The sequence below is a fragment of the Bifidobacterium catenulatum subsp. kashiwanohense JCM 15439 = DSM 21854 genome, assembly GCF_001042615.1.
GTDB classification, from domain to species: domain Bacteria; phylum Actinomycetota; class Actinomycetes; order Actinomycetales; family Bifidobacteriaceae; genus Bifidobacterium; species Bifidobacterium catenulatum.
In genome coordinates, this window is the sequence record NZ_AP012327.1 from 1,791,335 (window position 1) to 1,808,792 (window position 17,458).

Annotated in this window: 7 protein-coding genes, 1 rRNA gene and 1 pseudogene; all 9 read right to left on the bottom strand. The window is 56.5% G+C overall.

The features are described from left to right. Positions 1 to 211: 211 nt before the first annotated feature. The 9 genes and pseudogenes from BBKW_RS07730 to dapB all read right to left on the bottom strand — a co-directional run bounded on the left by BBKW_RS07730 (position 212) and on the right by dapB (position 17,300). Positions 212 to 1,738: ribosomal RNA gene (locus BBKW_RS07730) — 16S ribosomal RNA — on the bottom strand. A 634-nt stretch (positions 1,739 to 2,372) separates the two neighbouring features. Then, a complete protein-coding gene (locus BBKW_RS07735) occupies positions 2,373 to 3,935 on the bottom strand; it encodes a 3'-5' exonuclease family protein (RefSeq protein WP_048349536.1) in 1,563 nt (520 codons plus the stop codon). Between the two features lie 576 nt (positions 3,936 to 4,511). Then, complete coding sequence (locus BBKW_RS07740) at positions 4,512 to 5,168, bottom strand: peptide deformylase (protein ID WP_003835375.1); 657 nt, start codon at positions 5,166 to 5,168, stop codon at positions 4,512 to 4,514. A 63-nt stretch (positions 5,169 to 5,231) separates the two neighbouring features. Continuing rightward, positions 5,232 to 6,614: a phosphoglucosamine mutase gene (glmM, locus tag BBKW_RS07745; RefSeq protein WP_033501614.1), complete on the bottom strand. Its 1,383-nt coding sequence runs from the start codon at positions 6,612 to 6,614 to the stop codon at positions 5,232 to 5,234. A 425-nt stretch (positions 6,615 to 7,039) separates the two neighbouring features. Further along, positions 7,040 to 9,649 (bottom strand): aminopeptidase N, encoded by a 2,610-nt coding sequence (pepN, locus tag BBKW_RS07750; RefSeq protein WP_033501615.1) that lies wholly within the window; start codon positions 9,647 to 9,649, stop codon positions 7,040 to 7,042. Positions 9,650 to 9,771: 122 nt separating this feature from the next. Continuing rightward, a pseudogene (locus BBKW_RS07755) lies at positions 9,772 to 11,511 on the bottom strand (ribonuclease J); the annotation flags it as partial. A 541-nt stretch (positions 11,512 to 12,052) separates the two neighbouring features. Further along, a complete protein-coding gene (gene dapA, locus BBKW_RS07760) occupies positions 12,053 to 12,958 on the bottom strand; it encodes a 4-hydroxy-tetrahydrodipicolinate synthase (protein ID WP_033501672.1) in 906 nt (301 codons plus the stop codon). Positions 12,959 to 13,446: 488 nt separating this feature from the next. Beyond that, positions 13,447 to 16,329: a heavy metal translocating P-type ATPase gene (locus BBKW_RS07765; RefSeq protein WP_033501617.1), complete on the bottom strand. Its 2,883-nt coding sequence runs from the start codon at positions 16,327 to 16,329 to the stop codon at positions 13,447 to 13,449. A 218-nt stretch (positions 16,330 to 16,547) separates the two neighbouring features. Beyond that, positions 16,548 to 17,300, bottom strand: a complete 753-nt coding sequence (dapB, locus tag BBKW_RS07770) for a 4-hydroxy-tetrahydrodipicolinate reductase (protein ID WP_003835383.1) — start codon at positions 17,298 to 17,300, stop codon at positions 16,548 to 16,550. Positions 17,301 to 17,458: the final 158 nt, after the last annotated feature.

Below are 17,458 nucleotides of genomic sequence, written 5' to 3' on the forward strand. Positions count from 1 at the left end.
GGGACACCCGGAAAACCGCGCGCGACCAAGTCGCGGGTGGCGGTCCGGGAACCCAAAAGCATATCCGCACCACTCCCCGGACCCACAAAAGGAACCCGCGAAGCCAACGATCTCTTCCACACCAGCACGCCCACGCGAAACCGGGAACCGTTCCCGACGCATGGGCCGCACGACGGACGCCAAGCCGGCGTCCTGAAAAAAAACTCCGTAGAAAGGAGGTGATCCAGCCGCACCTTCCGGTACGGCTACCTTGTTACGACTTAGTCCCAATCACGAGTCTCACCTTAGACGGCTCCATCCCACGAAGGGTTAGGCCACCGGCTTCGGGTGCTACCCACTTTCATGACTTGACGGGCGGTGTGTACAAGGCCCGGGAACGCATTCACCGCGGCGTTGCTGATCCGCGATTACTAGCGACTCCGCCTTCATGGAGTCGGGTTGCAGACTCCAATCCGAACTGAGACCGGTTTTCAGGGATCCGCTCCACGTCGCCGTGTCGCATCCCGTTGTACCGGCCATTGTAGCATGCGTGAAGCCCTGGACGTAAGGGGCATGATGATCTGACGTCATCCCCACCTTCCTCCGAGTTGACCCCGGCGGTCCCCCGTGAGTTCCCACCATGACGTGCTGGCAACACAGGGCGAGGGTTGCGCTCGTTGCGGGACTTAACCCAACATCTCACGACACGAGCTGACGACGACCATGCACCACCTGTGAACCCGCCCCGAAGGGAAGCCCCATCTCTGGAACGGTCGGGAACATGTCAAGCCCAGGTAAGGTTCTTCGCGTTGCATCGAATTAATCCGCATGCTCCGCCGCTTGTGCGGGCCCCCGTCAATTTCTTTGAGTTTTAGCCTTGCGGCCGTACTCCCCAGGCGGGATGCTTAACGCGTTAGCTCCGACACGGAACCCGTGGAACGGGCCCCACATCCAGCATCCACCGTTTACGGCGTGGACTACCAGGGTATCTAATCCTGTTCGCTCCCCACGCTTTCGCTCCTCAGCGTCAGTAACGGCCCAGAGACCTGCCTTCGCCATTGGTGTTCTTCCCGATATCTACACATTCCACCGTTACACCGGGAATTCCAGTCTCCCCTACCGCACTCCAGCCCGCCCGTACCCGGCGCAGATCCACCGTTAAGCGATGGACTTTCACACCGGACGCGACGAACCGCCTACGAGCCCTTTACGCCCAATAATTCCGGATAACGCTTGCACCCTACGTATTACCGCGGCTGCTGGCACGTAGTTAGCCGGTGCTTATTCGAAAGGTACACTCACCCGAAGGCTTGCTCCCGATCAAAAGCGGTTTACAACCCGAAGGCCGTCATCCCGCACGCGGCGTCGCTGCATCAGGCTTGCGCCCATTGTGCAATATTCCCCACTGCTGCCTCCCGTAGGAGTCTGGGCCGTATCTCAGTCCCAATGTGGCCGGTCGCCCTCTCAGGCCGGCTACCCGTCGAAGCCATGGTGGGCCGTTACCCCGCCATCAAGCTGATAGGACGCGACCCCATCCCATGCCGCAAAGGCTTTCCCAACACACCATGCAGTGTGATGGAGCATCCGGCATTACCACCCGTTTCCAGGAGCTATTCCGGTGCATGGGGCAGGTCGGTCACGCATTACTCACCCGTTCGCCACTCTCACCCAGGAGCAAGCTCCTGGGATCCCGTTCGACTTGCATGTGTTAAGCACGCCGCCAGCGTTCATCCTGAGCCAGAATCGAACCCTCCACAAAAAAACCTTTCATGAAGAGAACCAACATGTGACTCTCAAAAACAAGAAAATCGACATCCGTTTATAAGGAAAACGGACTGTCCGCAAAAACCCCGTCCCGTTTGACCGGCCTCCCGGCACCCACACGCGAACAACACGCGCGGGCCGTAAGACGGACTGGCAATCATTGACTATAAAGAAGTAGTACAAATACGCTCTTGAGTTCTCAAACCACCACCGCACCAGCAAGCCGCCCCAATCTCCAGAAGCGAGGCCGCCGTGCCGAGCAGCGAGAAGTAAACTTACACGAACCCGCCGATCCACGCAACCCGAACCCTCACGGACACCCCGCGAACCATTGGAAAACAACGCATCCACCGGCGTGTCGAAAACACGGGAAAACGGGCGGCGAACGCCACCGCACGGCACAAGACCATCGGAAAAACCCACCGCAAACCAACACCCAGGCGTGTCGCAACCGCAGTGAGTAAATGCGCACGGCTAAAGAACAAATACAAGACGACCAGCAGTCAAAACATCCAGCGGGAAAACAACACGATTACGCTTGGCACACATTCAGCAGCGTCAATTCGCCCATCCAGCTTGCGTTATGCCATCCAGATTGCGTCTTGCCTCACATTTGCGAGACACTCCGCCTACCAACGCTTGCCGCACCGTTTACCGCCATTGCCTGGTCTTCCGGCTGCGCTCCAAGGCCCGCGACCCTCGGCATGCAGCACACCAAGATGATGCTTCATGGCGACCAGCATGATATGCGTATCTTCCAAGCCAAGATGCCGTTCGCTTTGGGAAGCGTCCAACGCACCCTGACGTTTGGCATACGCATCCAACGTGTTATTGCCATACGGATGCTCATCATCGGGAATCGACCCCTCATCCCAACGACGGCTCATCGGCAACGTGTCGATGATCGTAATATTGCCAGCACGATAGCTTTCCGCATATCCGGCAACATTCAACATGAAAAAGCTGTGCTCAAACCGGGCGTTGTGTGCAACGTACGGCTGCTGTTCAAGCCGTTGCAGCAATCCGACCTGTGCTTCGGGCCATTCGTCAAACAAACGAAAGTCCATGCCGGCACGATCGCGCACATCAATACCGGTAAGGTCGAGAATCAGAGGATTGCCGAGCAGTGCGTTCTGCGCAGGAACTCCGAAGGAAAGACGCGCCTGGCCGTACGCGTCGCCAGCCTCGTAATAGCCCTGTTCGTAGCAGTAGCCCGAGGGCTCGCCGGCCGGACGTGGCGAGATCATATTCATGAATTCAAACCCGGCGTCGATGATGTACACGCGAGCCGGATCCGTACCTGTGGTTTCAATATCAATGCCCATCACCGTGTCGAGGTCACGTCCAGGGAGGTAGGCGTCACGCCAATCCGACTTTTTGTAATCCGCCAAACGTCGAGACTGCGCGTCCTCCGCCGAGTCAGCGGAACTTCCAAAAGAGCCAAAAGAAGCGCCTGAACCCTTGCCAGTAGAGTCAAGGGCCCCATAATCGAACACGCGCGAACCTCCTGGACTCGTCACCCCGCTCAAGTTCGCGCGCGACATGGCGTAATCGCTGGCACGCTTCTGTTCACGTTCTGCGGCACGACGTTCGGCACGGCCATTGACGATCTGTGCGGTGCGATCCTGAATATTGTCGAGGTTCACACGGTTGTCCGTTCCGGCAACAGGCTGCAGCACGGGAACCGTCACCCGTTCCCGGCGTTCTTCGGTAATAGTCCACAAGCCCATCGCAACGCCAATTCGACGCAACATGGCGATTTCGTCGCACAACCGACGGTTCGCATATGCGAGTGCACGAGGCAAACGGTAAGAAGCGATCAAACGGTCGAAATCCGTCATGAAAGCGGTGTTACATTGCGCGATGATGGATTCGAGACGGTCGCGTACCGCCAGATCCTTTTTCAGCAGATTATGCAGCTGCTGGGCGGATAATACCGAATCCTGTATGGAATCCGTTGTCTCCGGAGTCGGCAAAAGCGCGGTATCGGCGGCGTTCAATACGGCAATCAGGTCAATGCTTTGGCTTTGCGCGGCTCCAATGCCGTGTTCCAAGTCGAGGGATGCGACCCACTGCCAGTCGATAAGCTGGTTGTCGGCGTTTTTTGGCATCGATGCCGACCATTGGTTGATGTCTTGCTTGGCTTCAGTAAGCCAGGAACGGCCCGTCTTTGCTTCGTTCATACTTTGCATGGTAGCCGAGAGGGGGCGCAGTACACGTCGACGCCCATGAAAAACATACTGCTTCTCGGATGGCGCAATCTCCTTTTTTCAAGATTCGAAAGCGTATCTTAAATTCGTTTATTCCGCTAGATTCAATACAGGAAAGAAATTAATGTTGCGAAAAACGATTATGTTCACAAAAAATACCATGCTTGACTGTGTCCATGCGCGTTGCGCACGTAGTACGACGTCACGTACGAAATCGTTTCGCCATGATGATGACGCAGATGGTGCTGAAAATATCACGCGATATAACGCTGCGAAAAATAATCTTGCGAAATGCAAACATGGTTACTTACATACGTGCGTGTGCCGTGGGGAATGCGATGCGTGCGCGCATCGCACGGGATATACGAACGATGGCATGACGAAAGAATGATGGTATGACAAAAAAGGGAGAGGCTCGTAGGCCTCTCCCCCTGCTGGATATTCACGGATTTCCGCAACGATCGGATTCGTAACAACCGGATTCCGTGTTGATTGGATTCCGCAACGCCTTTGCCGCACATTATGCGCTTACAGCGGCACGTACCCCCCCCCCCTGGTTTACAGCTCGAATCCGAGTTCAGCTGCGGCTTCGTTAGGAACCGGATCGTCGCACCAGAAATCCTCAAGATTCTCGTTGGTGGCGAGGCTGCGGATTTCCGCCTTGTCGATATACAGTTCACCGCTTAAATGGTCGGTTTCGTGCTGGAAGATGCGGGCCGGCCAGCCGTGCAGATGCTCCTCGTGCTGTTTGCCGTCTTCATCTTGCCAGCGGGCTGTAATGTCGAGCCAGCGTTTGCGTACCGCCTGATAGCCGTCGAAACTCAGGCAGCCTTCGTAAAAGCTTCGGGTTTCGGTGCCGATCGGCTCATAGCTGGGGTTGATGATGACATGGAACGGGAATTCAGCCGCTTCACGCGGATCATCGTCATCGTCGTCACGCACATGGTCTTCCACCACGGCGAGGGCCAGTCCAAGACCGATCTGGGTTGCGGCAAGGCCTACGCCCGGCGCTTCGATCATGGTGACGCGCATGGTCTCGATGAGTTTGTCGAGCGTTTTGCGGCTCAGCTGGCCTTCGTAGGCTGCGGTCTGCTGACGTAGTACCGGTTCGCCTGCCTGCACGATGGGGAGCAGTTGTTCCTTGCCGCCGGTTTTGATGAGTTTTTCAACCTCGCGGTTGAGTTCGAGGTTGACTTTCGAGTTGCGTCCAAACATGGGTTTCCTTCGCGTATTGGTTCGGGATTTTGGATTGCCGAATGATGTGTATCGGCAGTTTGGTTACAGGGCAAGTTCTTCGGCTACGACTTTGGCGAGACGGTCGCAGACCTCGTCGGCCTGCTGTTGGGTTTCCGCTTCGGCCATGACGCGTACAAGCGGTTCGGTGCCGGATGGGCGCAATAGCACACGGCCGGTGTCGCCGAGCATTTTCTCTTCGTGTTCGACGGCCGCCTGCACTTTGGCATTGGTTTTGGCCGCGAGCTTGTCGACGTTCGGCACGTTGATGAGGGTTTGCGGCAGTTGCGGGAAGTCGGATGCGAGTTCTTTGAGGCTTTTGCCGGAGTTGACCACTTCGTTGCATAGGGTCAATGCGGTGAGGGTGCCGTCGCCGGTGGTGGCGAATTCGCGGTTGATCACGTGTCCGGACTGTTCGCCGCCGAGCGAATAGTCGCCGCGCAGCATTTCCTCAAGCACGTAACGGTCGCCCACGCCGGTTTGCACGGTTTTGATGCCCATGGAACGCAGGGCGAGTTTCAGGCCGAGGTTGCTCATCACAGTTACCACGAGGGTGTCATGGTTGAGCTTGCCCGCGTTCTTCTTGGCGCGTGCGAGAATGCCCATGATTTGATCGCCGTTGACCATGGTGCCGTCTTCGTCCACGGCGAGGCAACGGTCGGCGTCACCGTCGAAGGCCACACCCAGATCGGCGCCGGAAGCCTTGACCATGGCCTGCAGCTGTTCGGGGTGTGTGGATCCGGCGTTCTTGTTGATGTTGTAGCCATCTGGCGAAGCGTTGATTACGATCACGTCTGCTCCGGCGCGGCGCAACGCTTCCGGCGCGACCACGGAGGTGGCGCCGTTGGCGCAGTCGGCCACGACTTTCAATCCTTTCAGCGGTGTCGGCTGGGACTTGTCGGGTCCGATGGGAGCGATGGTGGACACCAGATGGTCGATATACAGGTTGGTTGCGGTTGCCGTGTCGTGGCTGATGCGGCCCACGCCGGCACCGGTCGGGCGTTCCCAATCCTGGCCGAGCACGCTTTCGATTTCGTCTTCTTTGGTATCAGGCAGTTTGAAACCGCCACGTGCGAAGAATTTGATGCCGTTGTCGGGCATGGGATTATGGGATGCGGAAATCACGGCACCCATTTCCACGTTCAGCACGGAAGTCAGGTATGCAACACCCGGAGTTGGAATAATGCCCGCGTCGATCACGTCAAATCCGCCTGCGGACATGCCTGCGGACAGTGCCGCTGCAAGAAAATCGCCGGAAACGCGAGTATCGCGGCCGACCAGTGCACGGCGACGACCGTCGAATTCGCTTTTGTCTCCGTCATCGCCAAGCACGCGCACCGCAGCATCGCCCAAATCCAACGCAAGCTGTGCGGTCAAAGCCCTATTCGCCAATCCTCGAACACCGTCTGTTCCGAACATACGTGGCATGAGTCTCAAGTCCTCGCTATCTCAAGTTATATTGCCGTGCACCATCGTACTCAACGGGTTCACCATTCAACGAAATAGTCGACAGCATGTTGCGATACCTGCAAACCGCAGTATGTGATGTCAGGCAAACCGCAGTATGCAATGTCGTGAGATTTCCGCAATCTCAAGTTTCTTGCAATCTCACTCCCATCCTCCGATTCCGACCGACTGGGCCATTATGGGCCCAAAAGATCCACTGTCCATAACCGTTATGGGACTGGCTTTTGTTTGGGATGGCTTGTCTGGAAGCAAACAAGCCCGGACTGGCAGCGAGATAAGTCACGCCGTCGGTCCGGGCTTGTGATGCAATATCACAGAGTGATATCAGATGCAGTTACCAAAAGTAGCTACCAAAAACAACTACTGCAGTGGTGTCAGGAACGGCATCAGAGGGACGCGTTGAAATCGCGCACCTTGAGCGTGCGATGCGACGATTCAACATTGCCGCGCACAATGCGCTGCAACGCGTTGTCGGCGTCCGCATGCGAAGCCAGCCAAGCATCACCGAGATCCACCAGCGTGGCCGGATCGGCATAGCTCGGGTACAGGCCTTCCAGCAGAGCCTCAGCCATGTGGAAGGTCTTGTTCTTCCAAATCCAGTCAGCAACCTCGAAATACTTGGCCGCATACGGTTCAGCCAAGTCGGCACGTGGAGTGGATGCGAAGCCGCGGGCCACGGATTCCAACTGCATGTTGGTCAGCTCGTCGTTGTGCAAAGCCTCGTTCCAAGCCCATTCCTTGGCTTCCGCAATGCCTGCGACCGCACGTGCACCCAATGCGAACTCACGGTTCTCAGTGGTTTCGCGCTTGGCAAGTTCCGCGTCGATGTCGCTCTGGCCAATGGCGTTGATCGTGCTCAACGCGTTGATGATGGTCCAACGGAAATTATTGTCAATCTCCAAGCCGTCAAGCTTCACGGAACCATCGAGCAAACCCTTCGCATTCGCTTCGAACGCAGCATCGCCCGGCTCACCATAACCCAAGTAAGCGGTGATCAGCTGGAACTGCTCGTCGGAACCGGCTTCGGCAGCCTGAGCCAGCTTGAACAGTTCGGCAGCCACATGCTCCACCACTTCGGCACGGTCGGCCGGAGCGGTGTAATGCCATGCGGTGGTGCTGACCTGCGCCAAAGCGTAACGGAACGTGGTGGACTCATGTTCCGTAGCGAGCGCAGCCAAAGAGGTTTCGATGAACTGCTTTGCCGGCAATTCGCCGTCACGAGTCATATCCCAGAATGCAAGCCAAATCACGGAACGAGCCAGCGCATCGTCGAAACGATACAGGTTCTCCGCAGCGAACTTGAGGCTCTTCTCATCGAAGCGCAGCTTCGTGTATGTCAAATCGTCGTCATTCACCAAAATCAGAGCCGGACGTGCCTTGCCGGCAGCCGCTTCGACAATCGTCAGTTCGCCGTCAACATCAAGTTCGAACTGGTCGGTACGCACGATCTTGCCGGTCTCCGGATCCTCATTGTAGAAGCCGACAGCCAGACGATGTGCACGCAGCACCGGATGTTCAGCCGAAGCGGACTGGCGCAACGCAAGCTGCCGAATCGTACCATCCTCGTTTTCCTCAACTTCGGTAGCGATGGTGTTGATGCCGGACTGTTCAAGCCACTGGGCGCTCCACGCCTTGAGATCGCGACCGGACGTCAACTCGAGTTCAGCCAGCAGATCGGCGAGCGTAGCGTTGGAGTACGCATGCTTGTCCAAATAGTTGTTGATGCCCTTGAAGAACTTCTCACGACCCACATAGAACACGAGCTGCTTCAGCACGGAAGCACCCTTGGCATAGGTGATGCCGTCGAAATTGACATACGTGTCGTTCAGATCGTTGATCGGCGCGACGATCGGGTGGGTGGTGCTCAGCTGATCCTGGCGCAGTGCCCAGCTCTTCTCGCCGGAGCTGAACGTGGCCCAAGCGTCCTTCCATTCCGTGGCTTCGGCAGTGGCAAGGGTGGATGTGAACTCAGCGAAAGACTCGTTAAGCCACAGGTCGTTCCACCACTTCATGGTCACGTAATCGCCGAACCACATGTGTGCAAGCTCGTGCAGCACGGTGACGACGCGGCGCTCGGCATACGCGTCGGTGACCTTCGATTCGAACACGTACTGGTCGCGGATAGTGACCATGCCAATGTTCTCCATAGCGCCGGCATTGTATTCCGGCACGTAAATCTGGTCGTACTTGGCGTACGGATACGGCACGCCCCAAGTCTTCGCATAGAAGGCAAAACCCTTCTTGGTGATGTCGAACAGGTAGTCGACATCCTTGGCGAACGCTTCGGCGAGCGCCTGACGGCAGTACATGGCCATCGGCACGGTGCGGCCGTCTTCGTTGGCGTATTCGGTATGCCATTCGGCGTATGGGCCTGCGCAGATGGCGGTGAGATAGGAGCTCATGGTCGGCGTGGATTCGAACACCCACAGTTTGGTGGTTTCGGCTTCGTGCGTACCGAGCGTGCCTTCTTCGGTAACGGTTTCGTTGTCGGTCACGGATGCGGCAGGCATGTTGGAGGTGACGATCCATGACTTGGCCGCAAGCACGGAGAAGTCGAACACGGCCTTGATGTCAGGCTGGTCGAACACGGCGTACACGCGACGGGTATCCGGCACTTCGAACTGGGAGTACAGGTAGATGTTGCCGTCGGACGGGTCGACGCTGCGGTGCAAGCCTTCACCGGTGTTGGAATACTGGCACAGCGCCTTGACGGTCACTTCGTTGTGCGCTTCGAGGTTCTTCAGTTCGATACGGCTGTCGGCGAACGCTTCGGCCGGATCGAGAGTTGCGCCGTTGAGCACGATTTCGCTCACTTCGGTGGCGATCAGGTCGAGGAAGCTGGTAGCCCCCGGCTTAGCGTCGAACGTGATGGTGGTTTCAGAACCGAAATTTTTGGCTCCACGGGTCAGGTCAAGTTTGACCGTGTAATGAACCGGTGCTGCGATAACGCTTTTACGTTCTTCCGCTTCGATTCGGGTGAGATTTGCTCCTGGCATGTCACTCCTTTTTATTGGGAAATTCCTATTTGTGGAATAGGAGACGGCGCAACCGATTGTGCCGGTTACGCCGTTCTTCTTTTGATTATGTAATCAACAATTATTGACTATCTGTCGATTCATCATTGCGCTGCGTTCAATCCCATCGCTTCGTCAACATCCTGTGCGATATCGGCAACGACCGGAACGATCATCGGCTTGCGATGCAGCTGACGTGCGACCCAGCTACCCAACGTACGACGCATGATCTGCTGAAGCTTGTACGTATCGTGCGTGCCAGTCATCATCGCATCCTGCAATTGCTCGACGATCTGATGACGAACCTTGTCGAATTCGCTTTCGTCTTCGGCAACCGCGTTGAGATAGATCTTCGGACCTGCGACAACGTCAGCGGTTTCCGTATCGACAACGACGAAGCTCGACACGAAACCTTCCGTACCGAGAATACGACGCTTCTCAAGTTCTTCCTCGGTAAGTTCGCCAACGGAATCGCCGTCAACGTACACGTAACCGCATGGAACGGAACCGACAACGGCAGCCTGGCCGTGGTACAAATCGACCACATCACCATCTTCAGCGAGCACCACATTCTGCGGATCGACACCCGTCTTAACCGCAATCATGCCGTTCGCCACCAAATGGCGGTTCTCACCATGAATCGGCATGGCGCACTTCGGCTTGACAATGTTGTACATGTACAGCAGTTCGCCCTCATTGCAGTGGCCGGACACATGCACGGCGGCATTGTCTCGATTGACCACGCGGGCGCCAAGCTGCACCAGCTTGTTGATGATCTTGTACACGCCATGCTCGTTGCCTGGAATCAGGGAGCTCGCAAGAATGACCGTGTCGAATTCGTTGATGGTGATGTCGCGATGGTTGCCGTCGGCGATGCGGCCAAGCGCGGCCATCGGTTCGCCCTGGGAACCAGTGCACATGTAGACGAGCTTGTCGTCTTGCACGTCATGAGCCTTCTTCAGGTCGATGACCGTGTCTTCAGGAAGCCTCAAGTAGCCCAAATCCGCAGCAATGGACATGTTGCGAACCATGGAACGGCCCACGAACACCACCTTGCGGCCATACTTGTGAGCGGCGTCAACAACCTGCTGCACGCGGTGCACATGGCTGGAGAAGCTGGCCACGATGATCTTGCGCGTAGCCTGGGCGAATGCCTGATCAAGCGCTGGACCAATGGTGGTTTCCGGTTTGACGAAGCCTGGAACCTCAGCGTTGGTGGAATCCATCATCAGCAGATCCACGCCCTTTTCACCAAGCTTGCCGAACTCCACCAAATCGGTGATGCGATGGTCGAGCGGCAGCTGATCGAGCTTAATATCGCCGGTATCGATGAGGCTTCCGGCCGGAGTCTGCACGAACACAGCCAGAGCGTCCGGAATGGAATGCGTGACGTTCACAAACTCAAGATTGAACGGACCGACCTTCAGCTTGTCGCGTCCCTTGACCTCAACCAGTCGCGGATTGATGCGATGCTCCTTGCACTTGGCTTCGACGAAAGCCAACGTGAGCTTGGAACCGATCAGCGGAATATCAGGGCGAAGCTTCAGCAGATACGGCACGCCACCGATATGATCCTCGTGGCCGTGGGTGAGCACCAGAGCCTCGACCTTGTCGAGACGATCCTTGATGTAATGGAAGTCAGGCAGGATCAAATCAACGCCCGGCTGCTCCTCTTCAGGGAAAAGCACACCGCAGTCGATGAGCAGCAGATGGCCGTTGTATTCGACCACGTTCATGTTGCGGCCGATCTCACCAAGACCGCCAAGAGGCACGATGCGCATGGAACCCTTGCGGTACTTCGGCGGAGCGATCAACACGTCATCCTGCTGCGGTGCGGTGGTCTGCGGAGCAAGACGGGAATTACGACGGTTGCCGGCAGAAGAGCTTGCCGCATTAGCACTCTTGGAGTTCCTAGAAGGCTTGGCACCTTTTGCATTCTTGACGTTCTTCGTGCCCTTGGAGGAGCCGCTGCCATTGCCACGGGAACCGCCACGGGTGGAACCGGACGCATCGCCCGCGCGAGTGCCACGGCCACCACTACGGCCAGAAGACTTCGCCTTCTTGGAAGTCGTTTCAGCCTTGTTGGCTTGCTCGGAGCTTACAGACTTCGCGGATTTCACATCCGCGGTCTGGGTGTTCTCAGTGCGCTTGGCAGCTTTGCTGCCGCGCTTGTGCGTAGTTACTGTTTTGGTTTCTTCTATAGCCATTTCCTAGTTGGATTTCTATTACTAATTGTCTCCGCCTGTGCGGAAACGAGGAATTCAGTAGGTTTGCCGCATTACGGCAAACGTATTACGGCAAACCGGTAGTCGCAATGCTTGCCGTAATAGCCATTGCAAGTCAGTGCCGTAAACATCGCTGCTGCAGGTACGGCAATCATCGCAATCACAGCAAGCCGGAAGCACGCATGCCATCCTCCGCGCGCTTAATCTCAGCTTCGCCCGGACCGACGTTCGGCAAACGCATCGTAGTGGAATCGAGAACGCCACGCACCTTCAGCGACGCCTTCGCCATAACAGCTTGGAAACCGTTGCCATTCATCGCTTCGACCAGCGGGGCAAGCTGCACGGCAATGCGCTGCGCCTCATGAATGTCGCCGCGATCGAACGCAGCAGCCAAATCACGCATCGGACCGGATGCGGCATGCGCGATCACGGAAATAATGCCGACCGCGCCAACCGAAAGGAACGGCAGGAACAGACCGTCATCGCCCGAATACCAAGTTAAACCGGTTTCCATACGCTTACGCACGGCACCCGCGATATCTCCGGTAGCGTCCTTGACCGCCTTGACATGATCAAGTTCAGCCAAACGACGGTAGGTTTCCAACTGAATGTGCAAACCGGTACGGCCAGGCACATCGTAAACGATAATCGGCTTGTCGGCGGAATCATTGACCGCCTTGTAGTGACGGAACACGCCTTCCTGCGACGGGCGCGAATAGTACGGAGCGACCACAAGCACCGCATCGGCGCCCGCCTCCTGAGTCTGCTCCACCATGCGCACGGTGTGGGCGGTATCATTGGAACCCGCACCGGAGATGACCGGCACGTCCACGACCTCCTTGACCGCTTGTACCAGCTCGACCTTCTCCTCCATGTGGGTGGTGGGAGACTCGCCAGTGGTGCCATTGACCACCAAGCCATCCGCACCGTCGGCAACAAGCTGCTTCGCCAGCTTTTGCGCGGCTTCGAAATCGACAGCTCCGTCAGCCTTCATAGGGGTGACCATGGCCGGAAGAATACGTCCGAATGGAGCGGGGTCAAGAAGATGCATAGTACCGTCAGTCATAGTGCCAACGGTACTTCCCGCCACGGACGCCGAAGCGCCCGAGTTCGTGACCATATCGCAATATGAACTGCCTCCCAGAGACCAAAATCCCCCACCCGCTGGAACAATCCTCCCGCTGCCGAGCCTCCCAGAGTCCCGAAACCTCCAGTCAATGGAACAAACGGTACGCTAAACAACCCCTCACATTCCCAAAACCTCCACCCGCTGGAACAATTCTCCCGGCAACCAGCCTCCCAGAGACCCAAAACCTCCAGTTAATGGGACAATCCTCCCGCTGTCAAGCCTCCCACAGTCCAAAATCCCCCAGCAAGTGGAAGAATCGGTACGCTTAGCCGCATACTCAGGTGGATTCAAGCCAAATGACTTCACGATTTTGATCCGGTAACCGCACGATTTCGGAATATCGCACGATTTTGATTTCCTGACCGCACGATACTCCAAAACAGTACGGTCACCAAGAGGGAAACAGTGCGCTCACCGGAACAAACTCAGGCAAGGTATTGGGTGGGGTTCTGCTCGAACTTGGCGGCGCAGCCCGGGTTGCAGAAGTAGTAGGTGGTGCCGTTGTACTCGCGGGTGGCTGCAGCGGTGGCCGGATCGACGCTCATGCCACAGACCGGATCCTTGGCGGGCGCGCTCTGGTCGGCGCCGGCGGTATGGCCGCCGCAGCAGGAGTGCGAGCCGCCCATGCCTTCCATACCCTCGTGCATACCTTCCTTCTTGGCCTTGTGATCGCTGAACAGTCCCATGATGAATCCTTTCTGACTATGGTTGTTGTGATTATTATCGTTCGGGTTCGGCTGGCGAACCTGATACGTCCTGTTTGCGGCACGCACCGCCTTGTCTGGATCGAACAGGCGCAGTCGGCTCGCATTCGTCACCACGCACAGCGACGAGAACGCCATGGCGGCGCCCGCGATCATCGGATTGAGCATCATGCCGGTGAACGGGTAGAGCACGCCCGCCGCAATGGAAATGCCGATGCTGTTGTAGCCAAGAGCGAATCCAAGATTCTGCGCGATATTGCGCATGGTGGCATGGGTCAGATCAAGCGCATGCACCAAACCCATCAGAGAGCCATTCATCAATGTCACATCCGCGGACTGGATCGCCACATCCGTGCCCGTTCCAATGGCGAATCCCACATTCGCACGGGCAAGTGCAGGAGCATCGTTGATACCGTCGCCCACCATGGCCACCGTATAGCCTTGCGCCTGCAGTTTTGCGATTTCGTCCGCCTTGTTTTCCGGTCGCACTCCAGCGATCACGTTGCTGACGCCAACTTGATTTGCCACGGCATGTGCCGTTGTCTCGTTGTCTCCGGTGAGCATCACCACGTTGACGCCATGCGATTTCAAAGCTGCGATGGCCTGTTGTGAATCGGGTTTTACCGTGTCGGCAACGGCCACGATTCCCGCAAGCTCGCCGTCGACCGCTGCAAGCATCGGCGTTTTCCCTTCCGCCGACAGCCGTTCCATAGTCTCGATGATGTCATCGAGATCCTCGTTGCCGACGCTCGGCATGGCCACGTCAAGATCGTCGATCAGATCGGTATTGCCAACAGCGACACTATGTGACGCGACGTGCGCAGTGACTCCCTGCCCGGAAATCGCACGGAATTGCGTTGCCTCGCCTAACGTAAGATGCTTTTCTTGCGCTCCGGCAACAATCGCGGAGGCAAGAGGATGTTCGGAATCCCGTTCGGCACTGGCTGTGATCACCAGCAAATCATCTGGTATTTCACGCCATTTTCCAAACGGAAGCACGTCGGTCAACGACGGTTTACCAGCAGTGATCGTACCTGTTTTGTCAAGCACGACAGCATTGATTTTGCCGCACGTCTCCAATGCTTCGGCGGAACGAATCAGCACACCCATTTGCGCGGCGCGACCGGTCGAAACCGTTACGGAAAGCGGTGTGGCAAGACCCAATGCGCACGGGCATGCAATCAGAAGCACTGAAACCGCCGCCACCAGCGCATGCATCACGCGCGGTTCCGGCCCGAACGCAAACCACAATGCGCACGACCACACGGCGATCAGCACCACAATCGGTACGAAAATACCGGAAATCTTATCCGCCATGCGCTGTACCGGAGCTTTGGAACTTTGCGCGGATTGCACCAATCCAATGATCTGCGCGAGCACCGTGTCTTTGCCGACTTTTGTGGCACGATACCGTAACGATCCGGTACCGTTGATCGTGGCACCGGTCACATTGCCGCCAGCCTGCTTCAGCACCGGCATGGATTCGCCGGTGATCATGGATTCGTCGATAGACGATGAACCGGAAATAACCGTGCCGTCAACGGGAAGTTGTTCGCCCGGACGAATCGCAATAATATCTCCGACCAACACCTGATCGACCGGAATTTCCTTTTCGATTTCATTACGCACCACGCGAGCGGTTTTCGGCTGCAGTTTCGCCAATGCACGCATGGCTTCTCCCGTACCGACGCGAGCGCGCGCTTCAAGCAATTGCCCGACCAGCATCAGCGTGATGACCACACCAACCGCTTCAAAATACGGTTCTCGAGCATTCTCAGGCAGAATCTGAGGCACAAACGTGACCACACACGAGTAGGCAAACGCAAATACCGTACCCAAACTGACCAATGCGTTCATTTCCGGAGAGCGGTGAATGATCGCAGCGAAACCGCTACGAAAAATCGGCAATGCAGCATAGCACATCACCGGCAGCATCAGTATGAACTGCACCCAATTCGGCATCGGATACAGCATCAACATCGTAGAAGCGAATACCGGAATCGTAACGATGGCAGACACAATAAGCCGCGTAACCAATGCTCGCATTTCACGAGATGCGGAAGAATCATCTGAAGAATCAGCATAAACAGAAGAAAAATCAGAAGAAGTATCAACGGATTCATGCGATGTTTCATCAACAGCAGTTCGCTGCGATTGCACAGGAACATGAGATTCTGCATTATTCGGATTTTCTTCCGACGCTGAATGCTCGTCTTGCATTACATCATGATGCTTTCCCGGCAACACACGCAACGTGCCATGCAGCATGTTCATACCGCATGCAAAACCGTACTCCCCCGGCCTATCAGGATGAATCGTCAACGTCGTTGTACGGAAAGGAGGTAATGCAAGATCGACGCCGAAATCGGAGAACACTACGTGCGACGAGCATTCGCCGTCTTCTTTTCGATCGAAGATCAACCGCAAAGGCAAACCAGCCTCGGCTTCGATGACTGCCGGACTGTACCCACCTTTGACTTCGACGACCGCCTCTTGCACGCCGTTGTCGACACGGGCGCGGAACGCTTTGCGCGGCGCGAAAAAGAACCACAAAACGGCTACCGTCACAGCCAATGCGACGATGATGGCAATCAGAGCCTGCATGTTTCACCGGTTTCCATACTGCATTCGTTTCGATTCGGACAGTCACACTGTATAACAGCACTTGAGCTAATTGCCAAAAGTCAGCGCACAGCTTTATTACGTAGGCACAGATTGTATTGCGTAGGTATAAGACGATACAAATAATCCCCAAATCGCCGATACCTGGAATAAGCCAACATCAGCGGTTTGGGGACCATTTACCGTTCAACCGTAAGGATTTACAGGTCGAGGAAGTTGTCGAGGCCGACGGTCACACCCGGGTATGCACCAGTGGAGACCTTGCGAACGGCCAGCAGCACGCCCGGCATGAAGGAGATGCGGTCGAAGCTGTCGGCGCGAATGGTCAGCTGCTCGCCGTCGTTACCGAACAGGGCTTCCTCATGGGCATTGAGGCCACGCAGACGCACGGCGTGCACATGAATGCCGTCAACCACCTGGCCACGGGAACCGCCATCGGTTTCGGTGGCATCCGGAACAGGGCCAAGACCCGCTGCCTTACGAGCTGCGGCAATACCCTGCGCGGTATGGAATGCGGTGCCGGACGGAGCATCCACCTTGTTCGGGTGGTGCAGTTCGATCACTTCGGCGGATTCGAAGTACGGAGCCGCAACCTTGGCGAAATAGTCGGCAAGCACGGCGGAAATGGCGAAATTCGGCGCTATGAACACGCTCTGGCCTTCGCGAGGCGCGGCAGCGAGCGCGGCACGCACCTGATCGAGCTTCTCTTCGGTCCAACCGGTGGTGCCCACCACCACGTCAACACCTTGCGCCACGAGTGCGCGCACATTGTCAAGAGACACGCTCGGCACGGTGAACTCCACCACCACGTCAGTATTTTCGGGGGTAATTTGGCTCAAGTCGTCGCCAGCGTCAAGCGCGAGCGCCAGTTCGGTGTCGTCCGCGTTGTTCACAGCGTCGACCACGTGGGAACCCATGCGCCCTTTGGCGCCAACTACAGAAACCTTGATCATTGCAACTCCTTCAAGCGTTCTGGCTGCATCTATCTGCAACAGCTTTCTACGATTCCAACGAATCCAACAATAGAATACAATTGCCCGAACATAATCCTCACGATCATTTTCGGGCAATTTCTGGAATGCTTAATCCACATAGTATCTATGAATCACAG

Bases quoted from the DNA above. Each gene is read 5' to 3' on its own strand.
- BBKW_RS07735 (WP_048349536.1), bottom strand. From the start codon at position 3,935: ATGCAAAGTATGAACGAAGCAAAGACGGGCCGTTCCTGGCTTACTGAA.
- BBKW_RS07740 (WP_003835375.1), bottom strand. From the start codon at position 5,168: ATGTTTGGACGCAACTCGAAAGTCAACCTCGAACTCAACCGCGAGGTT.
- glmM (WP_033501614.1), bottom strand. From the start codon at position 6,614: ATGCCACGTATGTTCGGAACAGACGGTGTTCGAGGATTGGCGAATAGG.
- pepN (WP_033501615.1), bottom strand. From the start codon at position 9,649: ATGCCAGGAGCAAATCTCACCCGAATCGAAGCGGAAGAACGTAAAAGC.
- dapA (WP_033501672.1), bottom strand. From the start codon at position 12,958: ATGACTGACGGTACTATGCATCTTCTTGACCCCGCTCCATTCGGACGT.
- BBKW_RS07765 (WP_033501617.1), bottom strand. From the start codon at position 16,329: ATGCAGGCTCTGATTGCCATCATCGTCGCATTGGCTGTGACGGTAGCC.
- dapB (WP_003835383.1), bottom strand. From the start codon at position 17,300: ATGATCAAGGTTTCTGTAGTTGGCGCCAAAGGGCGCATGGGTTCCCAC.